Source organism: Streptomyces sp. NPDC001828 (genome assembly GCF_042892175.1).
Classification (GTDB): Bacteria; Actinomycetota; Actinomycetes; order Streptomycetales; family Streptomycetaceae; genus Streptomyces.
Window position 1 is genome coordinate 1 of sequence record NZ_JBIATV010000003.1, and the last position, 15272, is coordinate 15272.

Below are 15272 nucleotides of genomic sequence, written 5' to 3' on the forward strand. Positions count from 1 at the left end.
CTCCCGCTGCCACACAGCGAAATCCGCATACTGAACCGGCAACCCGGCCCAATCCCCCACCCCACCCTCACGCCGCACCCCATACGCCCGCGACAGATCACGCAGGAGGGGTGCGACGGACCAGCCGTCCCAGGCGATGTGGTGGACGACGAGCTGGAGGACGTGTTCGCCGGGCTCGGTACGGTAGAGGAAGGCGCGCAGGGGCACCTCGGAGGTCAGGTCGAAGCCGCGGCGCGCCTCGGCGCGTGAGGCCTCGGCGAGCTGCTCGGGCGAGACCTCCCGCACCCGCAGCCCACTGCGGACCCCGGCGTCCAGGACGACCTGCCTCGGCTCCCCGTCGACCTCCGGGAACACCGTCCGCAGACTCTCGTGCCGCGCCACCACATCCCCCAACGCCCCGTCCAGGGCGACCACATCGAGCGGTCCCGAGAGCCGGGCGACGAAGGAGACGTTCTCGGCGGCGGAGTCCGGGTCGAGCCGGTTCAGGAACCAGAGCCGGGTCTGGGTGAAGGAGACGGGCAGCGGTTCGCCGTCCGCGCGCTCGGTGCGGCGCAGTGCGGGCCGGACGTCCTCCTCGGTGCCGAGCCGCTCGGCGACGCCGGCCACGGTGCGCTGCTCGAACATGGTGCGGATCGGCAGCTCCACGGAGAGGGTCGTACGGATCCGGCTGACGACACGGGTGCCGAGCAGCGAGTCGCCGCCGATCGCGAAGAAGTCCTCGTCGATGCCGACGGCCTCCTTGCCGAGGACGTCGGCGAAGATGCCGCAGAGGATCTCCTCGACGGGGGTGCGCGGGCCCCGGCCGCGTACCGCCCTCGCCTCCTCCTCGGCGTCCGGCAGGGCGCGCCGGTCCAGCTTCCCCTGCGGGGTGAGCGGGAGTTCGTCCAGGAACACGATGGCCGCGGGCACCATGTACTCGGGCAGGGTGCGGGCGAGCCGCTCGCGCAGCAGGTCCGGGTCCGCGGCGTCCGGCACGATCGGGACGACGTAGGCCACCAGGCGGTCGCCGCGCTCGTCCTCGGTGCGGACGAGGGCCGCGGCCTGGCGCACCTCGGGCTGTGCGGCGAGTTCGGCCTCCACCTCGCCGAGCTCGATGCGAAAGCCGCGCAGCTGCACCTGGTCGTCGGCGCGCCCGGTGTAGTGGAGCTGGCCGTCCGGGAGCCACTTCGCCAGGTCGCCGGTGCGGTACATACGGGTTCCGGCGGGGCCGTGGGGGTCGGCGACGAAGCGCTGGGCGGTGAGGGCCGGGCGGTGCAGATAGCCGCGGGCCAGGTTGCCGCCGACGTAGAGCTCTCCCGTCACCCCGGCCGGGACCGGGCGCAGCGCCTCGTCGAGGACGTAGACGCGGTGGGCCTCGGTCGGGCGGCCGATGGGCGGATGCCCGGCGCCGTGCAGCGGGTCGCTGACCGTGGAGGCGAGCACGGCCTCGGTCGGGCCGTAGCCGTTGAACATCCGGACCTGGGCGGACCAACGCTCCATGACGTGCGGCGGGCAGGCCTCGCCGGCGACGATCAGGGTGAGGTCGTCGGGCAGTCGGCTGCCTTCGGGCAGCGCGCCGACGACGACCGGCGGCAGCCCGGCGAGGTTCACCCGGTGCCGGTGCATCAGGTCCACCAGCGGGCGGCCCGGGACGCGGCACTCCTCGTCGGCGATGACGAGCGTGCCGCCGGCGAGCAGGGACAGGCTCAGCTCCCACACCGAGGCGTCGAAGCTGAAGGAGGCGAACTTGAGCACCCGGGTGTCCGCGTCCACGCCGAACTTGCTGATGAGGCTCGCCAGCATGGCGGCGAAGCCCGCGTGGTCCACCATGACGCCCTTGGGGCGGCCGGTGGAGCCGGAGGTGTAGATGACATAGGCGGGGTGGCGGGGTTCGAGCGCGGCGATCCGGTCGGCGTTCTCGGGCGCGACGGCGGGCAGCGCGGACAGTTCGGCGACCGTTTCGGGCAGGTCGACCAGCACGGTCGGGCAGCCGGGCTCGGGCAGCCGGCCGGCCAGCTCCTCGGTGGTGACCAGGAGCGAGGGCGCGCTGTCGGCGAGCATGAAGGCGATGCGGTCCGCCGGGTACTTGGGGTCGACCGGCAGATAGGCGGCGCCCGCCTTGAGGACGGCGAACACGGCCACCGTCATCTCGACGGGGTCCGGCAGGGCGAGGGCGACGATCCGCTCGGGTCCGGCGCCGCGCGCCATGAGCAGACGCGCCAACTGGCTTGCCCGGGCGTCGAGTTGGCCGTACGTGAGCTCGCTGTCCCCGTCGACGACCGCCACCGCCGCCGGGTCGTGCGCCACATGCGCCTCGAAGACGTCGGGGATGACCGTGCGCGGGCTTTCGGCGGCCTCGCCGCCCCACTGGCCCACGATGCGCCCGAACTCGGCTTCCTGGTGCAGGCCGAGGCCGCCGATCGGGGCCTCGGGGCTGTTCAGGAGCGCCCGCACGGCCTGCACCAGCTGGTCGAGCGCCGCCTCGACGCCCTCCTTCTCGTACGCGGCGGGCCGGTACTGCACGCTCAGGGACAGCCGGCGCCCCGGGTACACGAGGACCGCGAGGCCGCGTTCGGCGGCGAGGCGGGTGGTGCCGTTGGTCAGACGCAGGTCCGGCACGAGCGCGTTCAGCGCGGTGAGGTCCGCGCGCGGCTGGTTCTGGAAGCTGAGCACCGTGTCGATCAGGTCGCCGACACCGATGACGCGCTGCACCTCGGACAGGCCGAGGTGGTGGTGCTCCAGGAGGTCGGTCTGCTCGGCCTGCACCTGGCGGACCAGTGCGGCGAAGGGCTGCGCGGGGTCGAGCACCACACGCACGGGCAGCATGTTCATGAACAGACCCACCATGCCGTCCACGCCCGGGAGTTCGGGCGGCCGGGCCGAGCTGACGGCGCCGAACACGACGTCGGAGCGGCCGGTGCGGCGGCCGAGCACGACCGCCCAGCACGCCTGGAGCACCGTGTTCAGGGTGACGCCGTGTTCGCGGGCGAAGGCGGTGAGGCGGGCGGTGAGTTCCTCGGTGAGCTCGAACGCCACCGACACGGGCAGCGTGGAGGCGTCGGCCCCCTCCTCGGTGCCGAGCCGGGTGGGTTCGGTGATCCCGTCGAGCGCGGTGCGCCAGGCCGCCCGGGCCGCCGGGGCGTCCTGGTCGGCGAGCCAGCCGAAGTAGTCGCGGTAGGGCGGCGCGGGCGGCAGCGCGGACGGGTCGGCGCCGGCGGCGTACAGGGTGAACAGCTCGTGGGCGAGGACCCCCATCGACCAGCCGTCGACCAGGAGGTGGTGCAGCGTCCACAGGAGGCGTACGCGCTCGCCGGGCAGGCGCAGCACGGTGAACCGCAGCAGCGGGGCGGTGCTCAGGTCGAAGCCGCGCTCCCAGTCGGCGTCGGTCAGCCGCTCGATCTCGGCGGCGCGCTCCGCGTCGTCCGTCAGGGCGGTCAGGTCGGCCTCGGCCCACGGGGTGCGGGCGTGCGGCGCCACGGTCTGGGTGTGCTCCTCCTGCTCCGGCGTCGCGGGGAAGCACACCCGCAGACCGGCGTGCCGGGCCAGGAGCACGTCGGCGGCGGCGCGGAAGGTGTCCGCGTCGAAGGGCCCCTCGATGTCGAGGACGACCTGCATCAGGTACGAGTCGGTGTGCTGGTTGTCGAGTTCGGCCTCGGCCTGGAAGAGCAGGCCCTTTTGCAGCGGGGACAGCGGCAGCACCTCGGGCACGGCGTGCTCGGCGGCGGCCCGCGCGTGGCGTACGAGGGTGTCGAGCGCCCGGAACCAGGTGCGGGCGATGTCGTGGGCGTCGTCGTCCGCGAACACCTCGGGCGCCCAGAGCCAGTCGGCCACCAGGTGCGGGCCGTCCGCCCGGTCCTCGGTGACCGGGGTGACCGCGAGGGTGTGCCGCAGCGGCATGCGGGGGTGGGTGCCGGTGCCGACGACGCCGTCCTCGGTGACCAGGGACCAGTCCCCCGCCGCCTCGGCGGTGCGGAACCTGCCGAGGTAGTTGAAGCCGATCGCGGGGGTGCCGTGCCGGGCCAGGGCGGGGATCGTCTGCGGGTTGAGGTGGCGCAGGAGGCCGTAGCCGAGGCCGTGGTCCGGCAGTCGGCGCAGCAGCCGGCGCACCTCGCGCACGGCGGCGCCCGCGCCGGGCCCGCCCGCCCACAGCTCGTCCCAGTCCACCGGGTCGCCGAGACCGAGCAGCACGGGGTAGACGCTGGTGAACCAGCCGACCGTACGGGACAGGTCGACGTCGTCGGTGAACTGTTCGCGGCCGTGGCCCTCCAGCTCGACCAGGGTTCCGGCGGGCGAGGCGTCGCCGTGGCGGCGCCGCCAGTCGGCGACCGCGATCGCGAGGGCGGCCAGGAGCAGGTCGTTGACCTCGCCGTCGTGGGCGTCCCGCGCCCCGGACAGCAGGGCGGCGGTGGTGTCGGCGGGCAGTTCCAGGCGGAGCCGGTGCGCGCTGCCGTAGGTGTCGCGGGCCGGATCGAGCGGGCCGGATCCCACGGAGGCCGAGGCGCCGGTCAACTGCTCGGCCCACAGCGGGAATTCGGCGAGCCGCTCGGCGGACCGCGCCTGCTCGCCGAGCAGCCGGGTCCACCGGCGGTAGGAGGTGGGCACCGCGTCGGGGGCGGTGCCCGCGACGGCGGCGGCGAGGTCGGGCACGAGGATGCGCCAGGAGACGCCGTCCACGCACAGGTGGTGGGTCAGCCACACCAGACGGCCCGGGCGGCCGGGTCCCGCGTCCAGGAGCACCAGTTGGGTGACCAGGCCCCGTTCGGGGGCGAGCCGTTGGCGCGCCAGGTCGGTCTGCGCGCGGACGGCGGCGGCGAGCGCGGCCGGGTCGTCGGCGAGGGCGGACACGTCGACGCGGCGCACCACGTCATCGACGGCGACCGCGCCGGCGGGCAGCGCGGTCAGCGACCACAGGCCCTCGACGGGCACGGACAGGCGTGTCCGCAGCGCGGCGTGCCGGTCCAGGACGGCGGCGGCCGCGGTGCGCAGCGCGTCGAGGCCCAGGCCCTCGGGGGTGCTGAGCACCACGTACTGGCCGTACTCGCGCGAGCGCTCGTCGAGGGCGCCGAGGTCCTCCCTCAACTGGGCTGCTATCGGGCCGAGTTCGACCTCACCGCTACCGTCGTCGTCGGCGGTGGCGGGGCCGGTGCCGGGGGTGCCCGCGGTCGCGAGGGCGGCGACGGCGCGCGGGGTGCCGTGCTTGCGGATCAGGAGCGGGGTGAGCGAGAGCCCCGCCTTGCGGGCGCGGCTGACCGCCAGGATGGTGCTGATGCTGTCGCCGCCGAGAGCGAAGAAGTTGTCGTCGACGCCGACGGCGGGAAGGCCGAGGATCTCGGCGAAGACGGCGCAGAGGATCTCCTCCTCGCGCGAGCGCCGCTCGGCGGCGGCCGGCACGCTGCCGGGGCCCTGCGGCCGGGGCAGCGGCAGCGCCTTGCGGTCGACCTTGCCGTGCGCGGTCAGCGGGAGCGCGTCGAGGGTGAGCAGGTGCTGCGGCACCATGTACGACGGCAGGGTCGCCTTCAGATGGGCGCGGACCGCCCCGGTGTCGGGGTCCGCGCCGTCGCGCGGCACGCAGTAGCCGATCAGCTGCTTGCCGCCGGAGGCGTCGTCGGCCACCTTGACCACGGCGTCGGCGACGGCGGGGTGGCTACGCAGCGCGGCCTCGATCTCGCCGAGCTCGATGCGGTGGCCGCGCACCTTCACCTGGTCGTCGCGCCGCTCCAGGAACGTCAACTGGCCCTCCTCGTCCCAGCGGACGCGGTCGCCGGTGCGGTACATCCGGGTGCCGGGCTCGCCGTACGGGTCGCCGACGAAGGTCGCCGAGGTGCGCGGGGCCGCCCCCAGATAGCCGCGGCCGACGCCCGCACCCGCGACGTACAGCTCGCCGGGCGTGCCGTGCGGCACGGGTCGCAGATCGTCGCCGAGCACGTACAGGCGGGTGTTGCGGACCGGGACGCCGATCGGCACGGGCCGGCCGTCGGCCGGGGCCCGGCGGATGTGCGCGTGGGTCACGTCGTCGGAGCACTCGGTGGGGCCGTAGGCGTTGACCAGCGGGATGCCGGGGTAGCGGGCGAGCCAGCGGCCGCACAGGTCGGCGGGCAGGGCTTCGCCGGTGACCATGAGGTACCGCAGGCCCGGCAGGGCGATGTCGGTGCCGTCGAAGTCCCAGACGTCGAGGGCCGCGCGCAGCAGCGAGGGGACGACTTCGAGCACGGTGACGCCGTCGGCGGCGGCCAGCGGGAAGAGCAGGTCGGGGTCGGCGGCGGTGTACCGGTCGACGGCCCGCACCCGGCCGCCGACGGCGAGCGGGGCGAGCATCTGCCAGACGGAGATGTCGAAGGTCACCGGGGCGTTCTGCACGAGGGTGTCGTGCTCGCCGAGCTCCAGATCGTCGATCTTGGCGAGCAGGTGGTTCACCATGCCCGCCCGGTGCACCATGGCGCCCTTCGGCTTGCCGGTGGAGCCGGAGGTGAAGATGACGTACGCCAGGTCCTGCGGGCCGCCCGAGAGCGGGGCGAGGTGCTCGGCGGGGTCCTCGGATCCGTCGGGGGTGACCAGGCGCACGGGCCGGCCGACGGCGGAGGCGGCCTGCTCGGCGAGGGTGCGGTGCTCCTCGTCGGCCACGAGCCAGTCGATGCCGTTGTCCGCGAGCAGCGCGGTGGTGCGGGCGACCGGGGCGTGCGGGTCCAGGGGTACGTAGGCGGCGCCGGCGCCCATCACGGCGAGCACGGCGGTCACGAACCCGGCGCCGGGCGCGGCGAGGATGCCGACAAGCCCGGTCCCGGGCAGGCTTCGCGACAGGGCGCTGGCCCGGCCCACCAGGGCGGCGTAGGTGAGGCGCTCACCGTCCTCCTCGACGGCCACCGCGTCGGGGCGCAGGGCGGCCCGCTCGCGGACCCGCTCCACGACACAGCTGAAGTCGGCGGCGCGCTCGGGGCCGATGTCCGTGCGCAGCCGGTCCTGCTCGGCGGCCGCGGAGGCGTCGACCTGGCCGATCGGCAGGTCTGCTCCGGCTGCCGCGAACTCGCCTATGAAATGAGCCAGTTGCGCCATGTGGGCCTCGGCCTCGTCGCGCGTGTAGCGGTCGGGGTTGGCGTTGAGGTGGAGTTCGATGCCGTCCCCGGCGGTCTCGACGACGGTGACCATCAGGTCGTCGACGAGTCCGGTGGACAGGTTGGTCACCTCGGCCGTGCACGGGCCGAGGGTCAGCGAGGCCTGCTGCGGCAGGAGGTTGACGAACGGGCCGAACGGCCTGCGGTCCTCGGGGCGCAGCCCCATGTCCCGGCGGATCGCGCTCACCCGGTGGCGCTGGTGCTTGAGCACCTGGGCGAGTTCGCGCGAGGCCCGGCGCAGCAGCTCCGCCTTGGTCAGGGTGGGCCGCACGGGCACCCGCAGCGGCAGGTAGTTGGCCATCATGCCGGGCACCGAACGCTGACGTGCGCTCATCCGGGCGGAGGCGGCGAGGGTCAGCAGGACGTCCTCGGTGCCCGTGGTGCGCTGGGTGTACACGGCGACGGCGGCCACCGCGACGGTGGGCAGGGTGACCTCCAACTCGCGTGCGCTGAAACGCAGTTGACGAGCGGTGGCGGCGGGCAGCGGGGTCGAGACGCGCAGGAAGCCACGGGGAAGGCCCGAGGGCTCCGGGCGGCGGGAGAGGGTGACGAGCGAGGGCGGCTCGGGGAAGCGGCCCCGCCAGAACGCCGTGTCGCGCCGGGCGCCGGTGGACTCCCGGTAGGCGCTCTCGGCGTCGGTCAGCTCGCTCAGCGGCGGCAGCGCGCCCTGCGGCACGGGGCCGTCCGGGTCGGCCTCGTACAGCTCGGCCAGGCGGCGCCACAGGACGGTCTGGCTGAATCCGTCGCACAGCAGGTGGTGGACGCACAGATAGAAGTGCGAGCGCTCGGCACCCACGGTGAGGAGCGCCGTGCGCATGAGCGGGAAGTCGTCCAGGCCGAACGGCACGTCGAGGTCGGCGGTCATCCAGGCGACCGCGGCCGCCTCGGGGTCCTCGGCGTCCCTCAAGTCAAGCTCGGTCAAGGGCAGTTCGGACAGCGGCTCGATGTGCTGGCGGGGCTCGCCCTCGATGTCGCTGAACCGGGCCCGCAGGCACTGCGCCTCGTCGAAGAGGCGGCGCAGCGCGACGCGGAAGCGGCGGCGGTCCAGGGGGCCGCGCAGGTCCAGATAGCCGGCCGAGTTGTAGGCGTTTCCGCGTCCGGCGCCCTGCGCGTCGAGCCAGATCTCCACCTGGCCCGCGGTCAGCGGCAGCACGGTGCCATGAGTCGTAGTCATCACAGGCTCCCAGGAGAAGTCGGGCCGGCGGCGGTCGGTTCGTTCACGGGGTGCGGGGCCGGGCCGGGGCAGGACCGAGAAGGATGCGTTCATCCTTTCCCGGCCGCCTGACGGCGTCCTGACTCACCGCTGACGCGGGCTCTTCCCGGGGCCGCTCAGACCTCGGCGGCCTGCGGGCGCCGGTCGCGGTCGATCTTTCCGCCGAGCAGCCCCTGGAAGAGGTTGAGGCGCTGCATGTTGCCGGTGCCTTCGAGGAACTCCATCGCCCGGGCGTCGCGCGCCAGCTTGTCCAGGAAGGGGTGGGACAGGCGGGCCCCGGGTCCGAAGAAGGAACAGGCGGCCAGGGTGACGTCCTCGGCCAGGCGGGCCGCGCGCAGCTTGGCGGCGGACGCCAGATGGCCGTCGGTGCCGCGCGCGTCCACGGCGGCCGCGGCGTGGTGCACCAGCCGGCGGGTGGCGTCCACGCGCCGGCCGAGCTCCTCGAAGCGCTCGCGCTCGGCGGCGCGGAGGGTGGCGCGGTTCTCCGCCACGTACTCCAGGGCGGCGCGGGCGATGCCGACCGCGATGGCCGCGACGCCGGGCCGCAGCACGTTGAAGGTCTGCACGAACGCCCACACCCCGCGCCGGGTCGCGGTCAGGTGGCGGCCCAGGAAGCGGTCCTGCGGGACCGGCACCCGGTCCATGACGATGGAGCTGATCCGGGCGCCGCGCAGGCCGATCATGTCGAGGGGCTCGGCGGTGAAGCCGGGCTCGGCGGTGTCGACGAGCACGGCCTGGATGCCGAGCGGCCCGGGCCTGGCCCGGGCGAACACCACGCCGAGCTGGGCCCGGCAGGCGTTGCCGACGTATCGCTTCTCGCCGCTCAACAGCGCTGTGCCGTCCGGGGTTTCGGTGAGCGAGGTGCGCAGCGCCGCCGCGTCCGAGCCGCCCTCCGGTTCGGTCAGGGCGAAGCAGGTCCACAGGGGTTCGGCGAGCATCCGCCCGTAGAACCAGCGCTTCTGCCGGTCGTCGGCGCACAGGCCGACGGCGACGCCCGCGAGCAGCGGCCCCGGCGAGGCGACGAGGGTGCCGACGTCGGCGCAGGCCACCTCCTCCATGACGACGGCCCGTTCGAGCGCGGAGACGCCGTAGAAGCGGTGTCCGTCGATCTTTTCGGGTTCGTGGCCGTACTCCTCGGGGACGCCCATGGTGGCGAGGTGGCGCACGGCGGGCAGGTCGAAGTGGCCGCGGATGGCTTCCGGGTCGCGGTCGATCTCCAGGGCGAGCGGACGCAGGTCGGCGCCCCATTCGCGGACCTGCCCGCGCAGCGCGAGCAGGCGGTCGTCCAGGTGAGTCACGATGCCTCCTGGGCCACGGCGTGGGCCTCGGCGAGGAGTTCCGACACATAGGCGGTCATGCCGGGGCTGTCGGTGAGATAGCCCGCCGCGCCCAGGAGGCGGACCTGCTCGCGGTCGGCGGCGGTGAGCCGCCGGTGCAGGTGGTGGAGCATGCCGAGCGAGAGGGAGCCGGGGCGGGCGCCGGTCAACACGGCCTGGATCTCCAGGTGTTCGGCCAGTACGTCCGCCACCGTGCCCTTCACCAGTTGCTGCTGGAGCAGGGTGGAGTCCCCCACCCGCCGGTGGGCGAGCCGGGTGACGCAGGCGGCGCGCAGCGCCTGGGCGAGCCCGAGGCGCAGCCACACGAGCCCCAGGCCGTACAGCTCCCGCTGTTCCACGGCGACCCGTCCGCCCCGGTCGGCCGGGGCCCGCTGCCCGAGGTCGGCGAGGACCACGGGCCCGCCGGGCAGGTCGAGTTCGGCCCGCGAGGTCTCACGCGCGGATTGTCGAGGGCGCCGGGCGCCGTCGAGCCAGAGCGCGCGGGCCTCGGTGTGCGTCCGCGACGCGACCACGGCGTGTCCGCCGGGGCCGCACGGCAACAGGCCCGGCAGCACGGCGTCGGCGAGCACGCCGAGGGCCGGGGCGAGGCCCTCGTGGCGTGCCGCGTCGTGACAGCGTTCCAGCACCTCGGTGGCGTCCCGGACGAGGGTGGTCATGGCGCTCCCTGGTCGAGCAGGCACACGCTCAGCTCGGCCGTGTCCGGGTCGTGGTCGACCACGACGCGCCGGCTCTCCCGGCCCGGCGCGGCGCAGCCGATCTCGGCGGCCAGCGCGCCGAGCACGCCCGACACCGGGAACCCGTCCGGCGCGGACACCGTGGGCCCGCGGTGCCCGGGCAGGTCGCGGGCCGCCCGGAGCCCGGGGCTGAGGACCGCCGGCACCTCCGGGTCGCAGCCCAGCTCGTCGAGCGACGCGCGCACGGCGGCCGGCACGTCGTCGGCCGCCACCCCGGACGTCCGGCGCACGGTCAGCGACCCGGCCCGCCCGGTGGGCGTGAAGAGCAGCGCCGCCCCCGCGTCACCGGCGAGGTAGCGCCCGGTCCGGTAGGGCAGCGTCGCCTGGTCCAGGACGAACACGGCGGCGGCGCGGTGCCCGTGGCGCTCGATGTACGCGCCCGCCGCTTCGAGGGCGACGAACGGCGCGGCCGAACCGCAGTCCGCGACCGTGAACACCAGGGGCCGCCCGGGGATGACCTCGGACAGGCAGGTGACCGCGGCTCGCCGGCAGTCCAGGTCGGGCGTGGTGTGCGCGACGACGGCGAGGCCGATGTCCGCGGGCTCGTCCGTGAGGTCGGCGAGCAGGGCCGCGGCCATGTCGGCGAAGGTGTTCCCGGCCGGCCCGTCCGCCACCTCCGGGCGGGCCTCGACCCCGTACAGGGCGGTGAGGTCGGCGAAGTGCCGCCGGGAGAAGGCGTCGTCGATCCGTACGTTCCCGGCGGGGAATTCCCGGTGCACGACCGTGTCGAGCCGCAGCGGGAATCGGTACGGGGCCCGTCGCGCGGACGGGGCCCCGGCGGCCTGTGCGGCCATCGTCAGGAGCCCGTTTCCGTGGCGATGAAGTCGGCGAGCGAGCGCACGCTGGTGAAGTGCGCCATCTCCAGGGAGTCCGTGTCGAACTCGATGTCGAGCGCCTCCTCCAGGCGCATCAGCATCTCGAACACGCCCGTCGAGTCGAGGCCCAGCTCGTCGAACAGCCTCGATTCCTCGGTCAGTTGGGGCAGGTCGTAGTCGAGCACCTCTCCGAGCGCCTCGGAGATCGCGGCGACGATCCGGTCGCGGTCGGTGGCGGTCAGTCCGGCCATGGTCGGCGGTCCTTTCGTAGGGGGAGGGCAGGGGTCGTGGGACGGGTCAGCGGGCGGCGGCCCGGCGGAAGGCGGCCGCGGCCGGCAGGTGCTGCTTGCTCAGCAGGTCCTCGGGCCGGTCGGCCTCGCGGATCAGATGCGCCCGGCCTTCGGCGACGAGCACCTCGGCGGGGTAGCCGTGGCTGAGGAAGTGCACGGGCGACGCGGTGGGCCCGTAGGCGCCGGAGCGCTCCACGCCGAGCAGGTCCCCCGGGCTCAGCGGCGGGAGTTGGGCCTTCTTGGCCAGCGTGTCGTTCGGGGTGCACAGCGGCCCGGTCACGTTCCACGCCTCGGCCGGTGCGGGCTGCGCCCCGTCCACGGACCCGCTGAGCAGCCGCATGGGGAAGTTCCGCTTGACGAAGGAGCCGATGCCGACCGCCGCCATGTGGTGGTGGGTGCCGCCGTCGGTGACGGCGAACCGCTCGCCGAGCGAGGTCTTCACGTACCGCACCCGCACCACGTAGGTGCCGGACTCGGCGGTCAGGTAGCGGCCCAGTTCCATGACGAGGCGGGTGCGCGGGTGGGCGTCGGCGAACCGGGCCACCACGGGGTTGAGCTGGGCGCCGAGCTCGGCCAGGTCGAGGTCGCGTTCGCCGTCGAAGTAGGCGACGCCGAGGCCGCCGCCGACGTCCACCAGGTCCAGGTCGAAGCCGAGGGCGGCCGAGAGGCGCTCCGCGAGCTCGAAGATGCGCTCGGTGTTCTGGACGATGGTGGCCTCGGTCAGGATCCGGGTGCCCATGTAGACCTGGACGCCCATCACCCGTACGTGCTCGTACTGCTTCACCAGGCTTGATTCCGCGAGGAGTTGGGCCTCGTCCATGCCGAACTGGCGGGGCTTGCCGCCCATGGTGAGGCCCGAGCCCTTCACCGAGAAGGCCGGGTTGACCCGCAGCACGACCGGGGCGCGCGTCCCGCGTTCGCGGGCCAGCTCGTCGATCCACGCCAGCTCCGGCAGCGACTCGCACACGATGGCGGCGATGTTCTCGTCGAGACAGGCCGCGAGTTCGGCGCGGCTCTTGCCGGGCCCGAGGAAGAGGATGTCCTCGGGGGCGACGCCCGCGCGGCGCGCGGTGAGCAGCTCCGTCATCGAGGACACCTCGGCGCGGGCGCCGTGCGCGTGCAGCAGTGCGCAGACGGCGATGTTGGGGTTGGCCTTGAGCGAGTAGAAGATCTGGAGCCGCTCGTCGAACGCCTCCCGCAACTGCCGCATGCGCCCGGCGAGTTGGTCTCCGTCGTACACGAACAGAGGGGTGCCGTAGGTCCGGGCGAGTTCGGCGACGGGGATGCCCTGCACGGTGGCCGGGCCCTCCCGCACGTCGTGGCCGGTGGTCGTGGTGGTCATGCGCCGGTGTCCCTTCCCGCCGCGAGCCGGGCGGATATCTCCGTGTCGAGGGCTTCGATGCCGTCGTCCGAGTCCGCGACGAGCACGCCGTAGAGGCGGCCCGCGACGGGGGCGGCGGGCGGTTCCCCGTCGGTGGGGAAGCCCGCGTTGACCGTGGCGTAGTTGTTCACGAGCAGACCCGTGTGCCGCCCGGCGTCGAAGAGCAGCCCGTCCAGGAGCGCCCGGGCCTCCTCGAACGGCAGGGGCACGGTGCGCTTGAGCGAGTAGTGCCGGGCGACGGCGATCCGGCCGGGCGCGACGAAGTGCTCCTGGAGGCGCACCTGGTACGTGGACATGTTGTTGCGGGCGTTGATCTCCACCACGGGGTACAGCTCCCCCGCCGGGTCCACCATGGCGTCCACGCCGACCACGCCGAAGTAGCCGTCGGCCGCGAGCCGCTTGCCGAGCCGTTCGGCGGTGTCGCGCACGACGTCGAGCTGGGCGGAGGTGAGCCGGGCGGGCATCCGGTGCCCCTTGTGCACCCCGCCCTCGGTGAGGAGTTCCTTCACGAAGTCGAAGCGCACCGAGCCGTCGCGGCCCACCGTGAACTGGTAGTTCAGGTCGCCCTGTTTGGCCACCCACTCCTCGACGACGAAGGCGACCTCGTCATGGCCCGCGCGTTCCGCCTGCTTGGTGACGACCGAGCGGATCCGGTCACCTCGGCGCCTGCTCTCCAGGACGGCGATGCCCTTGCCGGAGACGCCGAACGCCTCCTTCACCACATACCGGTTCCGCTCGTCGCGGGCGGCGGCGTCGAAGGCCTCGGCGAGTTCGGCCAGGGTGCGGCAGGCCCAGCCACGGGGCTGGCGCAGTCCGAGTTCGTCGGCGACCTGCCTGCTGTAGACCTTGCTGTTGACCGCCTTGCAGATGGCCGCACTGGGGGCCGCGACGGGCAGTCCGGTGGCCGAGGCGAGCAGTTCCTCGCGTACGGAGATGCCGTGCGCGGTGAGCCGGCAGCCGGCGGCCGCGAGGGCGGTCAGCTCCGCGAGCAGCGCCGGGTCGTCCAGCGCGTCCTCGGTCACCGTGCGCCCCGGCTGCTGGCGGGCGGCCACGTGGATGCGCGGCAGCGGCAGCCCGAGCCCGGTGAGGAAGGCGAGGTAGGCCTCGTCGGGGCGGGACTTGAGGACGACGTGGTCGCGCTCGTCGCCGAGCAGCAGCGCGAACTCGTCCATGTGGTTGACCACCGCGTCGGACGCCGCGGCCGAAAGGCGGGGCAGCGTGTGTTCGCCGTGCGCCCACTGCTGTTCCACCTCGAAGTTGCCCAGGAACACCAGGGGGGTGTCCGGGGCACCGGTCAGTGCCGTCGCGAGTCGCTCGCGGAAGCCGGGCGAAGTGCCGCTCATGTGCCGTCCTCTCGGGTCTCGGGAGCCGCTCGGCCGGGAGCCGCGCGGTGCTCGGTGCCGTGGCGCTCAGTGTTCGAGCACCATCGCCGCGAAGGACTGGCCCAGCCCCGCGGAGGTCATCAGATAGGCGGCCCCGGGCCGCAGCAGGCCCAGTTCGCGCGCGGACTGGTAGTTGACGAAGGGGTCCGCGCAGAAGCAGTGGCCCGTCTTCGCGATGTTCTCCAGGAAGATGCGGTCGGGGGCGATGCCGAGTTCCTTGGCGGCCACCGTCCACGAGACGCGGTTGACGTTGTGCGGCAGGACGATGTCGAGGTCGGCGATGGTGAGCCCGGCGTCGTCCAGGGCGCAGTGGATGACGTCGGACATGACGTCCTGGTAGATGCGCTTGGCTTCCCTGGCGCCCTCGGGGTCCAGGTCGATGATGCCGTCCTCGCGGCCGACGATGCGCGCGTGGTAGCCGAGCACCCGGTCGCGGGGGCCGTCGGCGCTGACGAGTACGGCCGTCATGCCCTCGCCCATGATGGAGACGTCGGCGACCCACTGCGAGAACGGGGTGAAGGTCTTGTCCCCGGCCAGCACCAGGGCCAGCGCGCCGGGGTCGCCGTCGGCTGCGAGCAGGGTGCCGGCCGCGTCGATGGCGAGCAGTCCGGTCGCACAGCCGTGGTCGGCCACCGAGAAGACGGTGGCATTGCGCAGGCCGAGGGCCTCGCGCACCTCCTGCAGGGGGTTGACCGGATAGGGCGCCGTGGTCCGCAGCCCCTTGGCCCGCACCACGTAACGCACCCGGTCCTCCTGGCCGGCCAGCGCGTCCAGCTTGCCGGCCGCCGTGAGGAGCATCTCGGCCTCGGACTGGTCGGGCGCCTGGCAGATCCGGTCGAGGCCGTAGAGCCGGGTGAACCTGCGCACCTGCTGGTCGTTCAGTCCCAGCGGTTCGCGCAGTTCCGCCACGGAGATGGTGGGCGGCAGGTAACTCGACACCGCTTCCAGTGAGGTCATGCGCCGGGCCTCCTTGAGTGATTGGAGCCACTCAAGACTTGCCGGAACCGCTGACGCCCGGCTGACGCGGGGCTG

At 73.9% G+C, this 15272-nt stretch carries 8 protein-coding genes; all 8 read right to left on the minus strand.

Annotated features, from left to right (window positions below):
• On the minus strand, positions 1-8262 hold an 8262-nt coding region (locus ACFYZA_RS11320), incomplete at its 3' end, for an amino acid adenylation domain-containing protein (RefSeq protein ID WP_388489461.1).
• 155 nt (positions 8263-8417) lie between these two features.
• A complete protein-coding gene (locus tag ACFYZA_RS11325; RefSeq protein WP_388489464.1) occupies positions 8418-9599 on the minus strand; it encodes an acyl-CoA dehydrogenase family protein in 1182 nt (393 codons plus the stop codon).
• The gene (locus ACFYZA_RS11330; protein WP_388489467.1) at positions 9596-10294 is read right to left on the minus strand and encodes a hypothetical protein; all 699 of its coding nucleotides are present in this window, start codon (positions 10292-10294) and stop codon (positions 9596-9598) included. The genes ACFYZA_RS11325 and ACFYZA_RS11330 overlap by 4 nt, the downstream gene beginning before the upstream one ends.
• Positions 10291-11166 (minus strand): hypothetical protein, encoded by an 876-nt coding sequence (locus ACFYZA_RS11335; RefSeq protein WP_388489469.1) that lies wholly within the window; start codon positions 11164-11166, stop codon positions 10291-10293. The genes ACFYZA_RS11330 and ACFYZA_RS11335 overlap by 4 nt, the downstream gene beginning before the upstream one ends.
• A gap of 2 nt (positions 11167-11168) precedes the next feature.
• The gene (locus tag ACFYZA_RS11340) at positions 11169-11438 is read right to left on the minus strand and encodes an acyl carrier protein (RefSeq protein ID WP_382597318.1); all 270 of its coding nucleotides are present in this window, start codon (positions 11436-11438) and stop codon (positions 11169-11171) included.
• 46 nt (positions 11439-11484) lie between these two features.
• Entirely contained in the window at positions 11485-12819 is a 1335-nt protein-coding gene (locus ACFYZA_RS11345) for a type III PLP-dependent enzyme (RefSeq protein ID WP_388489472.1), read from the minus strand.
• On the minus strand, positions 12816-14201 hold the full coding sequence (locus tag ACFYZA_RS11350) for an ATP-grasp domain-containing protein (protein WP_388489475.1): 1386 nt from the start codon (positions 14199-14201) through the stop codon (positions 12816-12818). The genes ACFYZA_RS11345 and ACFYZA_RS11350 overlap by 4 nt, the downstream gene beginning before the upstream one ends.
• A gap of 66 nt (positions 14202-14267) precedes the next feature.
• Entirely contained in the window at positions 14268-15197 is a 930-nt protein-coding gene (locus ACFYZA_RS11355; protein WP_382597324.1) for a 3-oxoacyl-[acyl-carrier-protein] synthase III C-terminal domain-containing protein, read from the minus strand.
• Positions 15198-15272: the final 75 nt, after the last annotated feature.